We start from the raw sequence: 20,415 nt of genomic DNA on the forward strand, positions 1-20,415 counted from the left end.
CAGGAGACGATGACGCGATGGTCGATGCAACGGTTCTCAATGGCGCTCCGACGACCTGGCTCGACGAGCCGCGCGCTTACGAGGGCGTACGGTCGCGCCGCATCCTGGCCTTCCTCGTCGACTACACGATCGTCCTGCTTCTCTGCATTCCCGTCACGTTGATCATCGGCGTCCTCGGGATCCTGACGTTCGGTCTCGGCTGGATGCTCTACGGCGCGTTGTTCCCGCTGGTCGCGCTGCCCTACGTCGCCTTCACGCTCGGCGGTCGGTCGCAGGCCACCCCCGGCATGCGCCTCTTCGGCATTCGGCTGGAGCGCCTCGACGGGCGACCGACCGATCCGGGCCTGGGTGTCGCCCATTCCGTGCTGTTTTGGGTCGCCGGCGCGCTGACCTCGGGCTTCATCGTGCTCGTCGGCCTGTTCACCGCGCGCAAGCAGCTGATCCAGGATCTCCTGCTCGGAACCGTGGTCGTTCGCCGACGCTGACGCGGCAGCGGTCTCCGCGGATTTTTTGGTCGTGGTCGTCAGGAGAGCTTCCCAAGCGAGACTGCGACCATCACATTGAAGTGGCGCGCGCGGATCGGAACCGCGCGCGAGCCGAGGCGCCGACCGCATGACTGCTCATCCCCAGAGCCCGCAATTCTTCCTGACGGCGCCCTCACCCTGCCCCTATCTCGACGGGCAGTTCGAGCGCAAGGTTTTCACCCATCTTGCAGGCGCACGGGCTCCGGCGCTGCTCGACCTTCTGACACAAGGCGGCTTTCGCCGAAGCCAGAATATCGCCTACCGCCCCGCCTGCGAGCGCTGCCGCGCCTGCGTCTCCGTGCGGATTCTCGTGGACGAGTTCGAGCCGACGCGGTCGATGCGGCGCGTCCTTCAGACGAATGCCGACCTCTTCGGCCACATGGCGGCAGCCGAGCCTACGTCCGAGCAGTTCGCCCTGTTCCGTCGCTATCTCGAAGCTCGTCATGCGAGCGGCGGCATGGCCGAGATGAGCGCGATGGACTACGCGATGATGATCGAGGACAGCCAGGTCGATACGCGGCTGATCCAGTATCGTCGCAAGGGGCCGGATTACCGGATCACGGGGCGTTCGGACGAGGGCCTGATGGCCGTCGCGCTCAGCGACGTGATGGCTGACGGCATGTCGATGGTCTATTCGTTCTACCGGCCAGACGATGTCGATCGCAGCCTCGGAACGTTCATGATCCTCGATCATATCCGTCGGACGAAGGAACTCGGGCTCCCCTATCTCTATCTCGGCTACTGGGTCGAGGGCTCTCGGAAGATGCAGTACAAGATCCGGTATCAGCCGCAGGAGCATTTGATGGCGAAGGGCTGGGAGCGCTACGCCTCGCCCGAAGCGTAGTCGCCGCCTCGCGCCAGGCGCTCAAGCCAGTCCAGCCGCCGCGAGACCAGTCAGCCGAAGCGACCACTCTTGGGAAAGCCCTTCGGCACCAGTCGACCGGCTTGGGCCCGATCGCCGCGCCATTCCATCAGCTCCGCGTCCGACCGCATGAAGACGCGACCAGCCGGATCGGTCCAGGTCAGCCCCTCGGCCAGCTTGAACACCTTGATGTCGAGCAGCCCGCCGTCCTTGAAGCGCTGCAGCCGGACGCCCTTGCCACGGACCATCTCGGGCACCTGCGCGAGCGGGAAGACGAGCATCTTGCGGTTGTCGCCGACCGCCGCGACGGCATCGCCGCCATTGATCCGTTCAGCCCGCAGGAGGCGCACCGCGCCCGCGACATTCAGGATCTGCTTGCCCTTGCGGGTGGACGATAGGAGCTCGCCCTCGGACACGATGAAGCCGTTGCCGTCGCTCGACGCGACGAGGCGCTTGGCCGCCGGATCGGGCACGAAACCCATCGCGATGTCCTGATCGTCCTCGAGTTCGATCGCAAGCCGGATCGGGTCGCCGTGTCCGCGTCCGCCCGGCAGCTTGTCGGCGCCGAGCGTGAACGCACGACCGTTGGTCGACAGGAACACCAGCTTGTCGGTCGTGAGAGCAGGGAACGCGAGCTTCAGCCCGTCGCCTTCGCGGAAGGTCAGACCGGACAGATCGGTGAGATGCCCACGCATGGCTCGAAGAAAGCCCTTCTGCGACAGGACGATCGTCACCGGCTCCTTCTCGATCAGGGCGACGGCGATATCGTCGGATGAATGTTCCGGGGCGTCTGCGAAGGTCGTGCGGCGTTTGCCGAGCTTGGTCTTCTTCGAGAAGGCCTCCCGAACCTCGCGCACCTCGCCCGCGACCGTCGACCACTGCAGTTCCGTGGAGCCAAGCAAGGCCTGCTTCGCGTCGCGCTCTTCGCTGAGCGAATCGAACTCACGCTTCAGCTCGAACTCCTCGAGCTTGCGCAGCGAGCGTAGGCGCATGTTCAAAATGGCTTCCGCTTGAACGTCCGACAGCTGGAACGTCGCCATCAGGACGGCCTTCGGCTCGTCCTCCTCGCGGATGATCCGGATCACCTCGTCGAGGTTGAGGAAGGCGATGATGTAGCCGCCGAGGATCTCCAGCCGCCGCTCGATCTGGTCAAGACGGTACTGCGAACGCCGGACCAGCACTTCGCGCTGATGCGCCAGCCACTCGACCAGCACCTCGCGTAGGGACAGGACCCTCGGGACCTTGCCGCCTGACAGGACGTTCATGTTCAGCGGGATGCGTGATTCCAGATCGGTCAGGCGGAACAGCGACTCCATGAGGAGCACCGGGTCCACCGTCCGGGCCTTGGGCTCGAGGACGATGCGCACGTCCTCCGCCGATTCGTCGCGGATGTCGGCGAGCAACGGCAGGCGCTTGGCGGTCAGAAGGTCCGCGATCTTCTCGATCAGCCGGGACTTCTGCACCTGATAGGGAATCTCCGTGACCACCACGACGTAGCCGCCGCGACCCTGCTCCTCCCGCTCCCAACGCGCGCGAACGCGGAAGGAACCACGCCCTGTGGCGTAGGCTTCGCGGATCGTCTCGCGTCCGTCGACCACGATGCCGCCGGTCGGGAAGTCGGGGCCCTGCACGAACTTCAGGAGCGTATCGACGTCGGCATCGGGCTGCTCGATCAGCTTCAGCGCGGCATCGCAGATCTCCGCCGCGTTGTGGGGCGGAATGGAGGTCGCCATGCCGACGGCGATCCCTGACGAACCGTTGGTCAAAAGGTTGGGGAATGCGCCCGGCAGGACGACCGGCTCCTGATCCTCTTCGTTGTAGGTCGGACGGAAGTCCACGGCGTTCTCATCGATGCCGCGCAGGATCAGCGTGGCGACATCGGTCATCCGCGCTTCGGTGTAGCGCATGGCCGCCGCGCTATCGCCGTCGACATTGCCGAAGTTGCCCTGGCCGTCGATCAGCGGATAACGGATCGAAAAGTCCTGCGCGAGCCGCACCAGCGCGTCGTAGATCGAGGCGTCGCCGTGCGGATGAAACTTGCCCATCACGTCGCCGACGATGCGGGCGCACTTCTTATAGCCTTGGCCCGGATCGAGCTTGAGCACGCGCATCGCGTGGACGATGCGTCGATGCACCGGCTTCAACCCGTCGCGCACGTCCGGCAGCGCACGTCCCATGATCGTGGACAAGGCATAGGCGAGGTAGCGCTCCTCGAGCGCTGCCTTGAGGTCGATCGGTTCAATGTCGCCGCTGCTCGGCGGGGTGTCCACTGGCTTGCCCATGGCCTCGGCCATAGCCGAAACTGCCAAATGGAACAAGAGGAGAACAAAGCGCGATCATTCCCGTCAGTCGACTGTCCGCTCCCTTTCCTCCTCAGCGGAAACAGCCATATTAGCGGCGTTCTCTACGGGTTCGGTCGGTGCGGTCGAATCGGCTTCGGTCTCGTCACCGTCAGAAAGGTGTTCTCATGCGCGTCCTCCCGTCCCGCCATATCCTCGCGGGCTTCGCGCTCGTCCTCGCGAGCACGACGTCGTCGCTGGCGGCGGACGCCCAGGCATTCGCGGAACGCGTCAAGGCGGCGATGGCCAGCCAGCAGGTGGTTCTGGACTATTCGAGCGCCACCAGCGACGGGAACGACGTCATCCTCACCGCTGCGAATCTGCACGGGGGCGCGCCGGGCGACAGCCCGCTTCCGCTCGGCGATCTCCGGTTCCAGGGTGTCACCGGTTCGACACCCGAGGGTTGGCGGGTCGAGCGCGTCGCCCCGGCCGACATCGACCGCACGGAAGGACCGACTCGCACCCGTGCATCCGGCATCGTGATCGAGGGCATGCAGATCCCTCCGGCGAACAGCGGGACCGCCGCCTCGCCGGTATTCTTCGATCGCATGGCCGTTGCGAACGTGACGGCTGAGCATGAAGGCCGTCAGGTGCTTGGTGTGGATGGCGTCGAGTTGCGCACCGGCGGCGGCAACGGCACCGCCTACAGCGGCACGTTCGGCGTTCAGCGGTTTACCGTCGATACGCTGGCGACGGGCGGCGAAGGCGGATCCGCCGTGATGGCCGATCTCGGCTACCAGAAGCTTGTGGGGACCATGACCGGAAACGGCTCGTGGAACCCGCAGTCCGGCGCCTTGACCCTCGACCCGCTGCAGATCGCGGTCGATAATGCCGGGACGTTAAATTTTGCCTATACGATCACAGGTTACACGCCGAGCTTCATCCAGTCTCTGAGCCAGCTCAGCCAGCAGATGCAGTCGAGCGGCGGGCAGAACGAGGCGAGCGGCATGGCCGTGATCGGGCTGATCTCGCAGCTCTATCTCCAGTCGGCCGAACTGTCCTTCACCGACAACTCGCTGACAAACCGCCTCCTAGAGTACTACGCCAAACAGAACAACCAGACGCGCGAGCAGATGGTGTCGGGTCTCGTCGGGTCGTTGCCGCTGGCGCTGGCCTACATTCAGAACCCGGATTTCCAGGCGCAGGTCAGCGGCGCGGTGAAGGACTTCCTCGAAAACCCGCAGTCGCTGCGCATCTCGATCGCCCCGGCGGCACCGGTGCCGGCGACGCAGATTCTCGGGGCCGCGATGGGCGCGCCCCAGACCCTGCCGCAGGTCCTCAACCTTTCGGTTCGCTCCGGCAATTGACGGCGGCCAGATCGGCGTGGACGTAGACCCGTTGATCCTGACGCTGCGGTTCGACGCGGCGAGCTTCGAGCGTTTCGACGCCATGCGCCGGCGGTACTTCCCGCCTGCGCGCAACATGCTGCCCGCGCATCTCACACTCTTCCACAAGCTTCCCGGCGAGCGTCTGCCGACGATCCATCGCGATCTGGCCGCGCTGGCCGCGGAAACGCAGCCGCTGCAGCTGGTCGCGGAGGGTATCCGCTTCCTCGGCTATGGATCGGCCTACGAGATCCGCTGCGACGCTCTGAAAGTTGTGCGCGCGCAGCTCGCCGAGCGCTGGGCGGACGACCTTTCGCGTCAGGATGCCTCGGGGTTCTCGCCGCATGTGACGATCCAGAACAAGGCTCCGGCGCGAGAGGCCAAGGCGCTCTGTGCAGACCTGAAGGCTGCGTTCTCGCCGTTCGAGGCGGAGGGCACGGGACTCCTCCTCTGGCATTATCGCGGGGGGCCGTGGGAGCTTGCGGGCGAATACGGCTTCGAGCGGCGGCCATAGAAAAGGGCGCCGCAGCGCCCTCCTCGTTGTCTCCAACGGTTTTCGGCTCAGCCCTTCGGCGGCTGCGGGATCGGACGAATACCAAGCTCGCGAAGCTGCGCGGGGCTCGCCTCGGCCGGCGCGCCCATGAGGAGGTCGTGCGCCTGCTGGTTCATCGGGAACAGCGCGATCTCGCGCAGGTTCTTCGCGCCGCAAAGGAGCATGACGATGCGGTCGACGCCCGCCGCCATGCCGCCATGCGGCGGCGCGCCGTACTGGAACGCGCGGTAGAGACCGCCAAAACGCTCCTCGACATCGGCTTGGCTGTAGCCCGCGATTTCGAAGGCCTTGACCATGACCTCGGGCAGCTGGTTGCGGATGCCGCCGGACGCGATCTCGAAGCCGTTGCAGACGATGTCGTACTGGAACGCCTTGATCGACAGCGGCTCCTGCCTCTGCAGCGCCTCCATGCCGCCCTGCGGCATCGAGAACGGGTTGTGGGCGAAGTCTACCTTCTTGTTGTCCTCGTCCCACTCGTAGAACGGGAAGTCGATGATCCAGGCGAGCTCGAACCGCTCACGGTCGACGAGGTTCAATTCCTCGCCGACGCGCGTGCGCGCCGAGCCGGCGAAGGCGTAGAACTTCTCCGGGCGTCCGGCGACGAAGAAGCAGGCGTCGCCAGCCTCGAGGCCAAGCTGGGTGCGAACGGCTTCGGTGCGCTCCTCGCCGATGTTCTTGGCAAGCGGCCCGGCGCCGCCGAGTTTGCCGTCTTCCTCGCGCCAGAAGATGTAGCCGAGGCCGGGCTGCCCCTCGCCCTGCGCCCAGGCGTTCATGCGGTCGCAGAAAGCGCGGCTGCCGCCGGTCTTCGCCGGGATCGCCCAGACCTCGACGGCCGGATCCGATGCGATCATCCTCGCGAAGACCTTGAAGCCCGAGCCTGCGAAATGCTCGGTCACCGCCTGCATCTCGATCGGGTTGCGCAGGTCGGGCTTGTCGGAACCGTAGCGCCGGATCGACTCGGCGTAGGGGATGCGGCGGAAGGTCTGCGAGACGGGCTTGCCGTCAGCGAACTCCTCGAAGATCCCGCGGATCACCGGCTCCATCGTCTGGAAGATGTCTTCCTGCTCGACGAAGCTCATTTCGAGATCGAGCTGATAGAATTCGCCGTAGAAGCGGTCCGCGCGGGGGTCCTCGTCGCGGAAGCACGGCGCGATCTGGAAATAGCGGTCGAAGCCCGACATCATCAGCAGTTGCTTGTACTGCTGCGGCGCCTGCGGCAACGCGTAGAACATGCCGTTGTGCAGGCGCGACGGCACAAGGAAGTCGCGCGCGCCCTCCGGGCTCGAGGCCGTCAGGATCGGCGTCTGGAATTCGTTGAAGCCGATCTCGTTCATGCGGCGGCGCATCGAGGCGACAACCTGCGTGCGGCGCATGATGTTGCGGTGAAGCGTCTCGCGGCGAAGGTCTAGGAACCGGTAGCGAAGGCGCACGTCCTCCGGGTATTCCGGCTCGCCGAAGACCGGGAGCGGAAGCTCCTTGGCCGGCCCCAGCACCTCGATCTCACGCGCAAAGACCTCGACCTCGCCCGTCGGCAGCTTGGCGTTGACGGTCTCAGGCGTGCGCGCCTTCACCTCGCCGTCGATGCGGATGACCCATTCGCCGCGCACCGTCTCGGCCGTCTTGAAGGCTGGCGACTCCGGATCGACCACGATCTGCGTCAAGCCGTAGTGATCGCGAAGGTCGATGAAGAGCAGGCCGCCGTGGTCTCGGATGCGATGCGCCCAACCCGACAGGCGTACCGTGTTCCCGACATGCTCGGGGCGAAGCTGAGCGCAGGTATGGGAACGGTAGCGATGCATGGCGGTCTTCTCTCGGCTGATCCGGCGGGTCAGGGGTGGGGACGGGACGTCCGCCCCCCACCCGAAATTCGCGGGGACAAGCGCATGCAGGTGCCATCCTGTCAAGAATCTTGGGAAATCCGCGCTTCGTGGCGCAGCAGCGCGCGAGGAAAATGGTGGAAAGGCATCGCTCGCCGGGTCAGCCGGTGCCCAGCCAGCGCAAGTCGGCCTATAAGAAGGGATGGAGCCCATTACCACGACCGCCGCGCTGCAAGAGGCGTGCAACACCCTGTCCCGCGCCGAGTTCGTCACGGTCGACACCGAATTCATCCGTGAGACGACCTTCTGGCCGGAGCTCTGCCTCATTCAGATGGCCTCGGACGATCTCGCCGTGCTGGTCGATCCGCTGGCGGACGGCATCGACCTTGCGCCCTTCTTCGCGCTGATGGCCGATGACAGGGTCATCAAGGTCTTTCACGCCGCTCGGCAGGATGTCGAAATCATCCACAAGCTCGGCGGCCTGATTCCCGTCCCGCTATTCGATACGCAGGTCGCTGCCATGGTGTGCGGCTTCGGCGAGTCGATCGCTTACGACCAGTTGGTGGCGAGAACGTCGAAGGGGCGGATCGACAAGACGTCGCGCTTCACCGACTGGCGCCGTCGCCCTCTGTCGAAGGACCAACTCGAATACGCGCTGGCGGACGTGACCTACCTCCGCGACGCCTATCGCTTCCTGAAGGCGGCGCTGGCAGTGGAGGGGCGCGAGTCGTGGCTTGCCGACGAAATGTCGGTCCTCACTGATTCCGCAACCTACGACATTCACCCGGACGATGCGTGGAAGCGATTGAAGCTTCGCGTGAGGAAGCCGATCGAACTGGCTGTTCTGAAAGAGGTCGCTGCGTGGCGTGAGCGGGAAGCACGCCAGCGCGATCAACCGCGTTCGCGTATTCTTAAAGATGACGCCGTCTACGAGATCGCCCAGCAGCAGCCGCGCGACGAGACGGCTCTCTCGCGCTTGCGGACCGTTTCGAAAGGGTTCGAGCGGTCTAGTGCGGGGCGCGAGATTCTCGCCGCCGTCGGCCGTGCGCTGGCGATCCCGAAGAACGAACTTCCGGCCATCCCTCGCCCACCTAACCAGCCGGAAGGAACGGCTTCGGCGGTCGAGTTCCTTCGCGTGCTCCTCAAGATCGTCGTCGACGAGCGCGGCGTCGCCGGCCGTCTGATTGCTTCCGGCGACGATCTGGAGAAATTGGCCGTCAAGGGTGCGGACGCCGATGTGCCGGCGCTCGAGGGCTGGCGCCGTGAGTTGTTCGGAAACCGCGCGCTGGAGCTTCTCGAAGGCCAGTCCGCCCTCGTCTACCGCAATCGGCGGGTCGAGGTGGTGAAGCTCTAACCGTTACGGCCGAGCCAATGGGTCCGACCGGTGGTTGCTGCTGACGCCCTCGGCGTCAGCGCGCTTCCATCCGCAAGGTGCGCTCAACGATGCGGGCGAACGCCTGGAGCCGGGCTTCGGGGCGCTCGCCGATCAGGCCAGCGAGATCTTTCGGCACGACCAGCGTGAAGCCGCCTCGCGGATCTTGAGCCCACCGCAGACGCTCCAGAACACCCGGCATTGCCGCGGTCAGGAGATAGGTGACGCGGACGAGGCCCGCAAAAACCCTCGCAAGGTGGATCATCCGCGCGTCGACGATGCTGCTCAGCCGCTGAACGTCAACGGGGTCGAACTCGCCCTCGTAGCGGTAATAGTTCGCAAGGCTGAGATAGGCTCGGCCCGGATGATCGACCGCCGGGAACGCGGCGTTCAGCACCAGCGAGTAGGCCTGCGTCCCGCGATAGTCGGGGTGCGCGCGCCAGGCGATGTCGGTCAGGAGACAGGCCGCTTTCCTCAGCCGCTGCTCAGCCACCGACTCGGCGATGCCGAGCGCGGTGAACGTGCGAGTCGACCAGTCGATCAGCTCCTCGTTGTGACGTGCCGAGCGCGAACGCAGGAACGACAGCTCGTGCGCGGCTTCCAGAAGCGGGTCCTTCGCCTTCTCCTCGTCGCTCAGCCGTTCGTGGAGATAGCCCTCGCGCACGCCATAGGCGGACATGATGATCTCGGAGGGCTTCAGCGTCTGAATGACCGCCTGCAGCGCGACGGCCCCGAAGGCCAGCAGCGAGCGACGGTTGCGCGAGATCGCGGCGATACCCGGCAACTTTTCCGGGTCATTCTTCACGACAGCGGTCAGGAACTCGCCAAGATCGGCCGCCTTGACGGCGTAGCCGTGCATGACGTGGATCGGATAGCCCGTCTGCTCCATGTGAAGCTTCATCAGGTTTCGCCACGTGCCGCCGACAGCATAGAACGGGCGCCCTGCCGCGATCGGGGCGAAGCCCGTCGCGATCATGTGGCTGTCGGCGATCTGACGCGCCTTGGCGAGATCGCCGCTCGACATGTCCTGCAGCCGCAGGCCACCGAGCGGCATGGTGACGCCATTTCCAATTCGGCCATCCGCGACATCGACGATCTCAAGGCTGCCGCCGCCGAGGTCCCCGGTGATGCCGTTGGGCGCGTGAAACCCGGCGATCACGCCCTCGGCCGCGTACTTCGCCTCGTCGGCGCCCGAAAGAATGGTGATCGGGCAGCCGATCGCGGCTTCCGCCGCCCGCACGAAATCGGGACCGTTGGTCGCCTCGCGCGCTGCCGCGGTCGCGATCGGATGGATCTCGCCGACACGGAATTGGTCGCACAGAGCCCGGAAGCGTGTCAGCGCCGCGATGGCGCTGGCGACGGCCTTGTCGTCGAGGCGGTTGGTCGCGGCGAGGCCGCGACCGAGGCCGCTCAGCACCTTCTCGTTGAAGAGCATGGTGGGGGCGCGGCTGTTGCCCTCATAGACCACGAGGCGCACCGAGTTGGAACCGATGTCCACGACGGCGACCGGTACGCGGCCGGGCATCCGCCCATGTGCCGCTTCGTCAGTCGTAGCGGGAATGCTCCGCACGTTGTCTCGCGATGAGCTTGGGAGCATTCGTCTTCAGGGCCTTTCCGCGTCCCGACAGGCTTGGATTGGTCATGAAATAGCGTTGGGCGTTGAACGGCTGCTCACCCTCAGACGGAGCGATCCGCCGCGAGGTTCCATCGGAGAGAACCGACCAACTCTGCTGGTTGTCCAGGATGTTGGCCAGCATGATCTGCGAGAGGACCTGGCTGTGGACGGTGGGCGTCGTGATAGGCACCAGCGTTTCTACCCGCCGATCCAGATTTCGGGGCATCATGTCGGCGGAACCCATGTAGACGATCGCCTTTTCCGAAGGCAAGCCATGGCCGGCGCCGAAGCAGAAGATGCGGCTATGCTCGAGGAAGCGGCCGACGATCGACTTGACGCGGATATTGTCCGATAGGCCGGGCACGCGCGGCTTCAGGCAGCAGATGCCGCGCACCACGAGATCAATCTCAACGCCCGCCTGGCTGGCACGGTAGAGCGCGTCGATGATCTGCGGATCGACGAGCGAGTTCATCTTGAACCAGATCTGGCCCTGACGGCCCGCCTTCTCGTGCGCGATCTCCTCGTCGATCATCTGCAGGATGCGCTTGCGCAAATTGAGCGGCGAAATCGCGATCTTGCGCAGGTCCGTCGGCTCGGCATAGCCGGTGATGTAGTTGAAGATCAGCGAGACATCATGGGCGATGTCCGGATCGGCCGTGAAGTACGACAGGTCCGTGTAGATCTTGGCCGTGATCGGGTGATAGTTGCCCGTGCCGATATGGCAGAAGGACACGATCTTCCCCTCCTCGCGGCGCACGACCAGCGAGAGCTTGGAGTGGGTCTTCTTCTCGATGAAGCCGAAGACAACCTGAACGCCCGCGCGCTCGAGATCGCGCGCCCACTTGATGTTCGCTTCCTCGTCGAAGCGCGCCTTCAGCTCGACCAGCGCCGTGACCGACTTGCCGGCTTCCGCCGCGTCGATCAGCGCGCGCACGATCGGTGAGTCGTTCGAGGTCCGGTAGAGCGTCTGCTTGATCGCGACGACGTTGGGGTCGAACGCAGCCTGCCGCAGGAACTGCACGACCACGTCGAACGATTCGTAGGGGTGGTGGACGACGATGTCCTTCTCGCGGATGGCCGCGAAGCAATCGCCGTTGTGCTCGCGAATTCGTTCGGGAAAGCGCGGGATGTAGGGCGAGAACTTCAGGTCGTCCCGCGGCAGCTTGACGATCTGGGACACCGCATCGAGCGCCAGCATGCCGTCCATGATCGAGACGCGCGATTCGGAAACGTTGAGTTCGCTGGCGACGAAGTTCCGCAGCCCTTCCGGCATTACGTGGTCGAACTCGATCCGGATCACCGATCCGCGGCGACGGCGCTTGAGCGCGCTCTCGAACGTGCGGACGAGGTCTTCAGCCTCTTCCTCGACCTCGATGTCCGAGTCGCGGATAATGCGGAACGTGCCCTGCCCGCGCACCCGGTATCCCGGGAAGAGCTTCGAGATGAACAGCGCGACCACGCTTTCCAGCGGCACGAAGCGCGCGACGCCAGCGTCCGTCAGCGGCATCTCGACGAAGCGCTGAAGCGCCGTCGGCAGGCGCAGGAGCGCGTTCATCGTCTGCGAATCGCGCTCGCGAATGAGTGACAGCGCCATCGAGAACCCGAGGTTCGGGATGAACGGGAACGGGTGCGCCGGATCAACCGACAGCGGCGTCAGGACCGGGAAGATCGCCTCGTCGAAATGGCGCTCCAGCCAGACGCGGTCGTCCTTCTTCAGTTCGCCCGCGCCGACGATCAGGATGTTCTCGGCGCGCAGCGCCTTCACCAGCTCGGCGAGCGAAGCCTGCTGCTCCTCCTGAAGCTGGCCGACCTCCGTAAGAACGCGGTCCAGCTGCTCCTGCGGCAGGAGGCCGTCGTCGCTGCGAACCGACAGGCTGGCGCGCACCTGCCCCGCGAGCCCGGCGACGCGCACCATGAAGAACTCGTCGAGATTTCCGGCCGAGATCGACAGGAAGCGTACGCGCTCGAGCAGCGGATGGTTGAGATTCTGCGACTCTTCGAGGACTCGGCGATTGAACTGGAGCCAGGATACCTCGCGGTTGACGTAGCGATCGGCGGGAAGCTCTTCGACGGTCGAGACCTGAACGGGAGGAACGGGCGCCGGCAGGATACCGACGGCTTCCATCAGGGGCTGATCCGGCTCCGGCTCGTCGCTTTCGACCTCAACCTGTGTCGCCGCATCAGACACCGCCTCCGTCCCGCCGTTGGCGCGCACCGCATCGCGCGCCGGGCTCCTGCGACGGGTCGCCGGGCGGCTGGGCTTGGACTGATCGGTCGCGCTGGTCTCGCTCATCGGATGCTCTGTCGGTTCGGAACGCACGGGGGTCACGGTCGCTTAGCGGGGTCGCGCGACTGTTTCATGACGCTCGATTCGTTTCCAATGCCATTTCTTCGAGGACTCGCTGCGCCAACGTGCGCCCGATCCGAAGCTTGCCGGCGAGCGACGCCTGATCGAGCCGACGTACGAAGTCGGACGCCGCCTCGAACGAGCGCTCCATCCGGGGCAGCGCGAACTCCACGACGCGCGGGTCGAGTTCGATCTGCCGGTCTGCGGCAACCTTCATGACCACCCCTACGAGCAGGGATTCGTCCGGCGCGCGCAGCTCGACCGCGGTTGCGGCCCGGAGACGCGAGCGGAGATCGGGAAGCTTCATGTCGAGCGCGCCTGCCGGCAAGCGCGAGGTTAGGAGGACGGTGCCGCCGCCGAGCCGCGCGGCATTCAGGAGCGCAAACAGCGCCGGTTCGTCAAAGTTCGCGCGATCGATATCCTCGACCAGAGCAGCGAAGGATCCGCGCGCTGCGGCCGGATCAAATGCATCGTCCGGCCAAACGGTGGCGCCGGACAGCTCGCACCAAGCCGAGGCGAGATGAGTCTTGCCCGAACCGGGGGGTCCCGAGATCATGACAATTGGGTGCGACCAGTCGGGCCAACGGTCGATCGCCTCCACTGCGAGTGCGTTGGCCGACCCGACCACTAGATCGTCGCGCGCCATGGAGGAGCGCGCCGGAAGGTCCAGCGGCAGCTGCTGGGGCCTGCGCATCCGCTCAGTCGCCCTTGCCGCCGCGCGGGTCGAACTGGCTGCGCAGGGCGGCGTTGAGCCCGTCGCCCTCGATCTGGATCGGCTGCGGGGTCGCTGCCAGCTCGCGGCCGAAATACATCTCGCTCTCGAGGTACTTCTGCAGCGCGAAGCGGACGAGCACGCCGACCGCTGCGGCGGCCGGCACGGCGATCAGGAGGCCGACGAAGCCGAAGATCGCGCCGAAGGCGAACAGCGCGAACATCAGCCAGACCGGATGCAGCCCGACGGACGCACCGACGAGCTTCGGCTGAAGGATGTTGCCCTCCATGAACTGGCCGGAGAAGAAAACGCCCGCGGCTGCCGCCACCCAGATCCAGTCCGGCGAGAACTGGACGAGCGCGACGCCGAGCGCGATCACGAGACCTACGGCCGAGCCGACATAGGGAACGAACGAGATCACACCGGCGAAGAAGCCGATGAGAAGGCCGAAGTTGAGCCCGACGAGCGTCAGGCCGACCGCATAGTAGGTTCCGAGAATAAGGCAGACGCTGCCCTGACCGCGGACGAAGCCCGCAACAGACCGATCGATCTCCCGCGCCAGGCGCCGGACCGTCGCAACGTGCTGGCGCGGGACCAGCGCGTCAGTCTTGTCGATCATCCGATCCCAGTCGAGGAGGAGATAGAAGGCCACGACCGGCGTGACGACGAAGAGCGACAGGAAGTTCACGACCGCAAGGCTGGATGTCCACAGCGACGAGACGAAGGAGGTGACGAAGCCCGATAGCTGACGGACCAGCACCTGGAAATCCTGCTGCACCGACTGCTGGTCGTTCTCGATGAAACGCGACAGCGGCCCCTGCCGGAGGTCGTCGGCCAGTTCCTGGAGACGGCCGAGATACTGCGGCAGGCGGGCGACGAAGCCTGCGATCTGGCCACCGATGACCGGGACGAGCACGAGCAGGACCAGGGCGATGAGGATCACGAACGTGACGAGGATGACGATGCTGGCGGCCAGCCGCGACATGCCCCGCCGCACCAGCCAGTCGGCGATGGGATCGAGGAAGTAGGCCATCACCATGCCCAGCACGAAGGGCAGAAGGATGCCGCGGAACAGCCAGAGAAACAGGACCACCCCGACTGCGGCGAGGCTCCAAAACAGGACCTGACGCTTGAGAAGTCGGCTACGATCGCGGACCATGTCATTCCTCCGTTCGCACGTGCGGGATATTTCGGGCGCGCGCGAACGAAATCGAGATAGGCAGGCCCGCCGGAACCGGTCAAGGGTCGGAGCGGGAGTCGGAGGTCACGGCTGGAATGGAAACCCATGGGGCTTGTCGGTGTGGCCAGCTGCGAATTCGCGTTCACGGGAAGCCGCTGGTTACGATGGCCTGCCATTGCACGGGCTGCCAGAAAATGACGGCGAGCGCCTTCTCTCTCTCGGCCCTGTTTCCGGCCGCAAGCTTCGCTGTCTCCGCCGGAGAGACCGCCATCGGCGGACTGCATGGCGGCTCCAAGCACCATTTCTGCGCGCACTGCCTGACATGGACCTTCACCCGCCCCGAGGGCATGGACGATTTCGTCAACGTCCGCTCACCGATGCTGGGCGCCTCGCTTCTGCTCGACCCGTTCATGGAAACCTGCACGGCCGAAAAATTGCCGTGGGTTCGCATGCCTGCAACCTTCAGTTTCGAGAAGTTTCCGCAGCCCGACGCTTTTCCATCGATTCTCGCGTCTTACGCCGCTCAAAACTCGACGATCGAGGGTCGTGGCGTCTTGCCCGCATAGTCCGATCATGCGAACTCGCGACCCAAAGAGGGCCCTGCCATGACCGCTGATCCCAAGACCGGTTTGACCTATGCCGAAGCCGGCGTCGACATCGACGCGGGCAACGAACTGGTGCAACGCATCAAACCTCTGGTGCGCTCGACCCGACGTCCCGGTGCCGACGGCGAGATCGGCGGCTTCGGCGGATTGTTCGATCTGAAGGCAGCCGGTTTCACCGACCCGGTGCTGGTGGCCGCCAACGACGGCGTCGGCACCAAGCTCAAGATCGCGATCGACACCGGTCTGCACGACACGATCGGCATCGACCTCGTGGCGATGTGCGTCAACGATCTCGTGGTGCAGGGCGCCGAGCCGCTGTTCTTCCTCGACTATTTCGCGACCGGGAAGCTCGACCCGGCGCAGGGCGAGGCGATCGTAGCCGGCATCGCCGAGGGCTGTCGCCAAGCGGGCTGCGCGCTGATCGGCGGCGAGACAGCCGAAATGCCGGGCCTCTATGCCGAGAAGGATTATGATCTGGCGGGCTTCGCGGTGGGTGCCGCCGAGCGCGGGCGCCTCCTGCCGAGCGGCGAACTCGCGTCCGGCGACGTGATCCTCGGGCTCGTATCGTCAGGCGTCCATTCCAACGGTTATTCGCTGGTGCGCCGCGTGGTGGAGAAGGCCGGTGCGCGTTACGACGCCCCGGCTCCCTTCGAAGCCGAGGGCCGCAGCCTCGCCGAAGTCCTGATCGCTCCGACGCGTATCTATGTGAAGCCGCTGCTCGCCGCGATCCGCGAGGGCGACGGCATCAAAGCGCTGGCCCACATCACGGGCGGCGGCTTCCCGGAGAACATTCCGCGCGTGCTGCCGGAGCATCTGCGCGCCGATCTCGACCTTCACGCCGTTCCGGTGCCTCCCGTCTTCTCGTGGCTGGCCAGCGAGGGCGGCATCGCCGAGGCCGAGATGCTGCGCACCTTCAACTGCGGCGTCGGCATGATCGTCGTGGTGAGCGAGGCGGAAGCCGCGGCCGTGGCCGCGATCCTCCAGAGCAAGGGCGAGACGGTGGTCCCGCTCGGCCGCATCCTTCCGCGCGAGGCCGAGGCGGCGGTCACCTTCAACGGGCAGCTCGCGCTGTGAGCGAGGAAGACGCCCGCAAGCGGGTCGCCGTCCTGATCTCGGGACGTGGCTCCAACATGAGCGCGCTGATCGGCGCGGCCATGGACCCGTCCTACCCGGCCGAGATCGTCGCGGTTCTCTCGAACAAGCCGGACGCCGGCGGCCTCGCCACCGCGGCGCGGTACGGCATTCCGGCCGAGGGGGTCGACCAGCGACTCTTCCTCGATCGAGCGGCCCACGAACGGGCACTGATCGAACGGCTCGATGCCTACCGCCCAGACATCATCTGTCTGGCGGGCTACATGCGGCTGCTGACGCCGCTCTTCGTCGGACACTACGCCGGGCGGATGATCAACATCCACCCGTCACTCCTGCCGCTGTTTCCGGGGCTGCACACGCACGAGCGCGTGCTGGAGGCGGGCATGCGCATCCACGGATGCACGGTGCACTTCGTGACCGACGACATGGACGAAGGACCGATCATCGCGCAGGCCGCGATTACGGTGGAGCGCGGCGACACGCCCGACAACCTCGCCAACCGGCTGCTGCGGGCCGAACACCGCCTCTATCCGCACGCGCTTCGCCTCGTCGCCGACGGCACCGTGCGCCAGGACGGCGGACGTGCGGTCATTGCGGAGTCGCGCGGCGGGACGCCGCGCCCGGCAACACCGACGGTGCTCGTCGCACCCGACGGCCGCGAGTCCTGACGCTCGACCACCGGACAGAGAGCTGGATTGGCCGCGGTCGCCGCGGCCCCTCCATCAAGCCGGGCGCATCCAGACCTTGTTGTCGTGGAAGGCCGCGCCGCCGAACGGCGCCGCCGGGTCGGCCCCGGTCAGGACGTTGATCCCCTCGCCGCGCTCGAACGCGCCGTTCGGCCACAGACCTTCGTGGATCAGAACGCCGGGCTTGGCGCCCGTGTCGATCTTGACCGGCAAAACGATCTCGCCTCGCCTGTTGCCGATTTCGACCCGCTGACCGTCGGTTACACCTTCACGCGCGGCATCGTCCGGGTGCATCCGCAATTCCGGCCGCCCCTCGCGCTTACGGGATCCTTCCGTCTCGGCGAAGGACGAATTGAGGAACTGCCGTGCGGGCGGGGTCGCCAGCCGGTAGGGATGCTCCGCGTCGATATCCTCGATCAGGTCGGCATGGTCGGGGAAGCTCGGAAGCCGTTCGACGGGGCCGAGCAGGCCCATCGACGGCGGCGGCCGGTTCGGCGCCACGAGGCCAGCCCAATCGACGCGGAAGCGGAACTTGCCGCCAGGCGCCGCGAACCCGTCGAGGTAATGCGCCGTCGCGAAGTCCGGCTGCACGTCCAGCCAGCGATCGCGCTCGAGCGACTCGAGGCCGTCGTAGCCGCTGCGGATCAGGAGATCGTCGATCAACTCGCGCTCGGTCATCCCGAAGCCCGGCCTATCGGCCACGCCAAGCCGCTTGGCCAGTTCCTCGATGACGAAATGATTGGTTCGCACCGTGTCGGGATGCTCGATGAGCTTGGGTCCGAACAGGATGTGGCTCTGCCCGCCGCCCCGGTAGATGTCGTCATATTCCATCGAGGTCGCGGCAGGCAGCACGAGATCGGCGAGCTTCGCCGTGTCCGTCATGAACTGCTCATGGACCGCGACGAAGAGATCCTCGCGCATCAAGCCGCGTACGACGTCTCGCTGCTCGGGCGCGACATTGGCGGGGTTGGTGTTCTGCACGAGCATCGCCGTCACCGGCGGGCCGCCCGCGAGGGCCCCGGCATCGCCGGTCAGGACCGCGCCGATCCGAGACTGGTCGAGATGGCGGATCGAATGGTCGAGATCGCCGAGCCCCTCGATCAGCGCCTTGTCGAAGCGCCAGAGGGCGCCGTTGTTGTGGAAGGCGCCGCCGCCCTCGTGCTGCCAGTGGCCGTAGACGGTCGGCACCGACAGCGCGGCGTGCATGGCAACGGCCCCGTTGCGCTGGCGCGAGAAGCCGTAGCCGAGGCGGAAGAACGTGCGGGGCGTGCGCCCGATGAGGGCCGCGAAGCCTTCGATCTCGGCGACCGTCAGCCCCGTGATCCTGCTCGCCCATTCCGGCGTGCGGCTGGCAAGATGCGCCTCGAGCCCCGTGGGATCGTCGCCATAGCGATCGAGATAGGCGCGATCCGCCGTCCCGTCCCGGAAGGCGATGTGAATGAGCGCGCAGGCGAGCGCGCCGTCCGTGCCGGGCCGAAGCTTCAGGGCGATGTCCGCCTGCTTCATCGTCGGATTGTCGTAGATGTCGATCACGACGATCGGCGCGCCGCGCTCTTTTCGCGCGCGCACCGCGTGGGTCATGACGTTGACCTGCGTCGCGACCGCGTTGGTGCCCCAGATCACGACGCAGTCGGACTTCGCCATCTCGCGAGGATCGACGCCGGCCAGCTTCCCCGTTCCGGCGACGAAGCCGGTCCAGGCCGTGTTGGTGCAGATCGTGTCGAACTCGCCGGAATAGCGCTTGGCGTGTCGCAGCCGGTTGATACCGTCGCGCTGCACCAGCCCCATCGTTCCCGCATAGTAGTAGGGCCAGACCGCCTCGGAACCGTAACGCGCTTCCGCCTGCAGGAACTTTTCGGCGACAAGGTCGAGCGCATCGTCCCAGCCGATCTCGCGCCAGCCGCCCGCCCCCTTGGCGCCCACGAGCTGCAGCGGCTTCAGCAGGCGATCGGGATGGTGCACGCGCTCGGCATAGCGGGCGACCTTGGCGCAGATCACGCCCGCGGTGTAGCTGTTGTCCTCGGCGCCGCGCACGCGGCCGATCGTGCGCTCATCGATGATCTCGACTTCGAGCGCACAGGTCGACGGGCAGTCGTGCGGGCAGGCGGTGTAGCCCTTACGGGTCTGGACGTGCTGGTTCATGGGCGCGACCATAATCGAGCCGACGGGCCCTCGACCATTCTTTTTCGCAATGCGATCGATGCAGCCCGTTGATCGAAACCGAAAAGGCCGGGCACCCGGCCCGACCTTTCGCGACAGTTGATCAGGCGGCCTGCGCGTAGCGCGCCCGCTCTTCCGGCGAGAGGGCGGGATAGTCGGTGTAGCCGTGCTCGTCGCCGCCGTAGAACGTGTCGTTGTCCCACTCGTTGAGCGGTGCGCCGACCTCGATGCGGGTCACGAGGTCGGGGTTCGAGATGAAGAGCTTGCCGAAGCAAGCTAGATCGATCTCGCCCTTCTCGATCTGCTCGATCGCGAACTGCGGGTCGTAGTTGTTGTTGCCCATGTAGACGCCATCGAAACGCTGGCGAAGCGCCGCGTAGTCGAAATTGTCCTTGTTCCGGTCGCCGCCGGTCTGGCCCTCGATCACGTGAAGGTAGAGCGGCTTGCGCTTGTTCAGCTCCTCGACATAGGCGTTGAACAGGCCCTGCTGGTCGCTCTCGCTGGAGCCGCCCATCACCGTCACCGGCGAGATGCGGACGCCGACATGGTCATGGTCCCAGGCCGCAATCACCGCGTCGAGCACCTCGAGCGGGAAGCGCATGCGGTTCTCGATCGAGCCCCCGTAGCGGTCGGTGCGCGTGTTGGTGCCGTCACGCAGGAACTGGTCGAGAAGGTACCCGTTCGCCGAATGGACCTCGACGCCGTCGAAGCCGGCCGCGCGCGCGTTGCGCGTCGCCTTGACGTAGTCCTCGATTACGCGCGGCAGTTCGCTTTCGTCCAGCGCGCGCGGCGTCTCGTGGTCCTTGAAGCCCTCCTCGGTGAAGGCCTTGCCGCTCGGCTTCACGGCCGAGGGGGCGACCGGGGGCTGGTTGCCAGGCTGGAGGTCCGGATGCGAGATCCGGCCGACATGCCAGAGTTGCAGCACGATCTTGCCGCCCTCGGCATGGACGGCGTCCGTCACCTTCTTCCAGGCCGTGACCTGCTGGTCGTTGAAGATGCCGGGCGTCCAGGCGTAGCCCCGCCCTTCCTCGGAGATGTTGGTGGCTTCCGTGATGATGAGGCCGGCGCCGGCGCGCTGGCGGTAGTATTCGACATGCATGTCCTTGGGTACGCCGTCGCTCGTGGCGCGGCTGCGGGTCAGCGGCGCCATGACGGCCCGGTTCGTGAGGTGAAGCGGTCCGAGGTCGAACGGCTGGAAGAACTTCTTGTCGGCCATGGGTCTGTCC

General features: G+C 66.0%; 16 protein-coding genes. 8 read left to right on the top strand and 8 right to left on the bottom strand.

Annotated elements, in window-relative coordinates:
• The first annotated feature begins 17 nt into the window (after nucleotides 1–17).
• Together BM175_RS04335 and BM175_RS04340 are read left to right on the top strand one after the other, a co-directional pair.
• Nucleotides 18–485 (top strand): RDD family protein, encoded by a 468-nt coding sequence (locus BM175_RS04335; RefSeq protein ID WP_090959787.1) that lies wholly within the window; start codon nucleotides 18–20, stop codon nucleotides 483–485.
• 127 nt (nucleotides 486–612) lie between these two features.
• Nucleotides 613–1,368, top strand: a complete 756-nt coding sequence (locus tag BM175_RS04340; RefSeq protein ID WP_090959789.1) for an arginyltransferase — start codon at nucleotides 613–615, stop codon at nucleotides 1,366–1,368.
• Nucleotides 1,369–1,418: 50 nt separating this feature from the next.
• Here BM175_RS04340 and parC read toward each other — a convergent pair whose 3' ends face one another.
• Nucleotides 1,419–3,668: a DNA topoisomerase IV subunit A gene (gene parC, locus BM175_RS04345; protein ID WP_090959791.1), complete on the bottom strand. Its 2,250-nt coding sequence runs from the start codon at nucleotides 3,666–3,668 to the stop codon at nucleotides 1,419–1,421.
• A 185-nt stretch (nucleotides 3,669–3,853) separates the two neighbouring features.
• Here parC and BM175_RS04350 point away from each other — a divergent pair, with 185 nt between their 5' ends.
• Both BM175_RS04350 and BM175_RS04355 read left to right on the top strand, forming a co-directional pair.
• Nucleotides 3,854–5,032, top strand: coding sequence for a hypothetical protein (locus BM175_RS04350; protein WP_090959793.1), 1,179 nt, complete (start codon nucleotides 3,854–3,856; stop codon nucleotides 5,030–5,032).
• A 16-nt stretch (nucleotides 5,033–5,048) separates the two neighbouring features.
• Nucleotides 5,049–5,564, top strand: a complete 516-nt coding sequence (locus BM175_RS04355) for a 2'-5' RNA ligase family protein (protein ID WP_244545855.1) — start codon at nucleotides 5,049–5,051, stop codon at nucleotides 5,562–5,564.
• Nucleotides 5,565–5,611: 47 nt separating this feature from the next.
• On the opposite strand, the gene aspS is transcribed toward BM175_RS04355, so the two are convergent.
• Complete coding sequence (aspS, locus tag BM175_RS04360; RefSeq protein ID WP_090959795.1) at nucleotides 5,612–7,402, bottom strand: aspartate--tRNA ligase; 1,791 nt, start codon at nucleotides 7,400–7,402, stop codon at nucleotides 5,612–5,614.
• Nucleotides 7,403–7,622: 220 nt separating this feature from the next.
• Here aspS and rnd point away from each other — a divergent pair, with 220 nt between their 5' ends.
• Nucleotides 7,623–8,774: a ribonuclease D gene (gene rnd, locus BM175_RS04365; RefSeq protein WP_090959797.1), complete on the top strand. Its 1,152-nt coding sequence runs from the start codon at nucleotides 7,623–7,625 to the stop codon at nucleotides 8,772–8,774.
• Between the two features lie 55 nt (nucleotides 8,775–8,829).
• Here rnd and ppx read toward each other — a convergent pair whose 3' ends face one another.
• The 4 genes from ppx to BM175_RS04385 all read right to left on the bottom strand — a co-directional run bounded on the left by ppx (nucleotide 8,830) and on the right by BM175_RS04385 (nucleotide 14,625).
• The gene (gene ppx, locus BM175_RS04370) at nucleotides 8,830–10,317 is read right to left on the bottom strand and encodes an exopolyphosphatase (RefSeq protein ID WP_090959798.1); all 1,488 of its coding nucleotides are present in this window, start codon (nucleotides 10,315–10,317) and stop codon (nucleotides 8,830–8,832) included.
• A 19-nt stretch (nucleotides 10,318–10,336) separates the two neighbouring features.
• A complete protein-coding gene (locus BM175_RS04375; RefSeq protein WP_090960211.1) occupies nucleotides 10,337–12,532 on the bottom strand; it encodes an RNA degradosome polyphosphate kinase in 2,196 nt (731 codons plus the stop codon).
• Nucleotides 12,533–12,764: 232 nt separating this feature from the next.
• A complete protein-coding gene (locus BM175_RS04380) occupies nucleotides 12,765–13,400 on the bottom strand; it encodes an HdaA/DnaA family protein (protein ID WP_244545857.1) in 636 nt (211 codons plus the stop codon).
• Nucleotides 13,401–13,452: 52 nt separating this feature from the next.
• Nucleotides 13,453–14,625: an AI-2E family transporter gene (locus BM175_RS04385; protein WP_090959801.1), complete on the bottom strand. Its 1,173-nt coding sequence runs from the start codon at nucleotides 14,623–14,625 to the stop codon at nucleotides 13,453–13,455.
• Between the two features lie 116 nt (nucleotides 14,626–14,741).
• Between BM175_RS04385 and BM175_RS04390 the strand changes: the two genes are divergently transcribed.
• Genes BM175_RS04390 through purN form a run of 3 tightly spaced genes read left to right on the top strand, consistent with a single transcriptional unit; the run spans nucleotide 14,742 to nucleotide 17,011 of the window.
• Nucleotides 14,742–15,212: a GFA family protein gene (locus tag BM175_RS04390; protein WP_090959803.1), complete on the top strand. Its 471-nt coding sequence runs from the start codon at nucleotides 14,742–14,744 to the stop codon at nucleotides 15,210–15,212.
• A 39-nt stretch (nucleotides 15,213–15,251) separates the two neighbouring features.
• Nucleotides 15,252–16,325 carry a phosphoribosylformylglycinamidine cyclo-ligase gene (gene purM, locus BM175_RS04395; protein WP_090959805.1) on the top strand — a complete coding sequence of 358 codons (1,074 nt, stop codon included), beginning with the start codon at nucleotides 15,252–15,254 and terminating at the stop codon, nucleotides 16,323–16,325.
• On the top strand, nucleotides 16,322–17,011 hold the full coding sequence (gene purN / locus BM175_RS04400) for a phosphoribosylglycinamide formyltransferase (RefSeq protein WP_090959807.1): 690 nt from the start codon (nucleotides 16,322–16,324) through the stop codon (nucleotides 17,009–17,011). Before purM ends, purN begins: the two co-directional genes overlap by 4 nt.
• A 54-nt stretch (nucleotides 17,012–17,065) precedes the next feature.
• Here the strand turns inward: purN and BM175_RS04405 are convergent, their stop codons facing one another.
• Both BM175_RS04405 and BM175_RS04410 read right to left on the bottom strand, forming a co-directional pair.
• The gene (locus tag BM175_RS04405; protein ID WP_090960214.1) at nucleotides 17,066–19,171 is read right to left on the bottom strand and encodes a molybdopterin-containing oxidoreductase family protein; all 2,106 of its coding nucleotides are present in this window, start codon (nucleotides 19,169–19,171) and stop codon (nucleotides 17,066–17,068) included.
• A gap of 121 nt (nucleotides 19,172–19,292) precedes the next feature.
• The gene (locus tag BM175_RS04410) at nucleotides 19,293–20,405 is read right to left on the bottom strand and encodes an alkene reductase (RefSeq protein WP_090959809.1); all 1,113 of its coding nucleotides are present in this window, start codon (nucleotides 20,403–20,405) and stop codon (nucleotides 19,293–19,295) included.
• Nucleotides 20,406–20,415 lie beyond the last annotated feature (10 nt).

The organism is Aureimonas phyllosphaerae (genome assembly GCF_900113065.1).
GTDB lineage: Bacteria > Pseudomonadota > Alphaproteobacteria > Rhizobiales > Rhizobiaceae > Aureimonas > Aureimonas phyllosphaerae.

What these genes read in the sequence shown, in the direction of transcription:
- BM175_RS04335 (WP_090959787.1), top strand. Translation starts at nt 18, where the DNA reads ATGGTCGATGCAACGGTTCTCAATGGCGCTCCGACGACCTGGCTCGAC.
- BM175_RS04340 (WP_090959789.1), top strand. Translation starts at nt 613, where the DNA reads ATGACTGCTCATCCCCAGAGCCCGCAATTCTTCCTGACGGCGCCCTCA.
- parC (WP_090959791.1), bottom strand. Translation starts at nt 3,668, where the DNA reads ATGGGCAAGCCAGTGGACACCCCGCCGAGCAGCGGCGACATTGAACCG.
- BM175_RS04350 (WP_090959793.1), top strand. Translation starts at nt 3,854, where the DNA reads ATGCGCGTCCTCCCGTCCCGCCATATCCTCGCGGGCTTCGCGCTCGTC.
- aspS (WP_090959795.1), bottom strand. Translation starts at nt 7,402, where the DNA reads ATGCATCGCTACCGTTCCCATACCTGCGCTCAGCTTCGCCCCGAGCAT.
- rnd (WP_090959797.1), top strand. Translation starts at nt 7,623, where the DNA reads ATGGAGCCCATTACCACGACCGCCGCGCTGCAAGAGGCGTGCAACACC.
- ppx (WP_090959798.1), bottom strand. Translation starts at nt 10,317, where the DNA reads ATGCCCGGCCGCGTACCGGTCGCCGTCGTGGACATCGGTTCCAACTCG.
- BM175_RS04375 (WP_090960211.1), bottom strand. Translation starts at nt 12,532, where the DNA reads ATGGAAGCCGTCGGTATCCTGCCGGCGCCCGTTCCTCCCGTTCAGGTC.
- BM175_RS04380 (WP_244545857.1), bottom strand. Translation starts at nt 13,400, where the DNA reads ATGGCGCGCGACGATCTAGTGGTCGGGTCGGCCAACGCACTCGCAGTG.
- BM175_RS04385 (WP_090959801.1), bottom strand. Translation starts at nt 14,625, where the DNA reads ATGGTCCGCGATCGTAGCCGACTTCTCAAGCGTCAGGTCCTGTTTTGG.
- BM175_RS04390 (WP_090959803.1), top strand. Translation starts at nt 14,742, where the DNA reads ATGGAAACCCATGGGGCTTGTCGGTGTGGCCAGCTGCGAATTCGCGTT.
- purM (WP_090959805.1), top strand. Translation starts at nt 15,252, where the DNA reads ATGACCGCTGATCCCAAGACCGGTTTGACCTATGCCGAAGCCGGCGTC.
- BM175_RS04405 (WP_090960214.1), bottom strand. Translation starts at nt 19,171, where the DNA reads ATGAACCAGCACGTCCAGACCCGTAAGGGCTACACCGCCTGCCCGCAC.
- BM175_RS04410 (WP_090959809.1), bottom strand. Translation starts at nt 20,405, where the DNA reads ATGGCCGACAAGAAGTTCTTCCAGCCGTTCGACCTCGGACCGCTTCAC.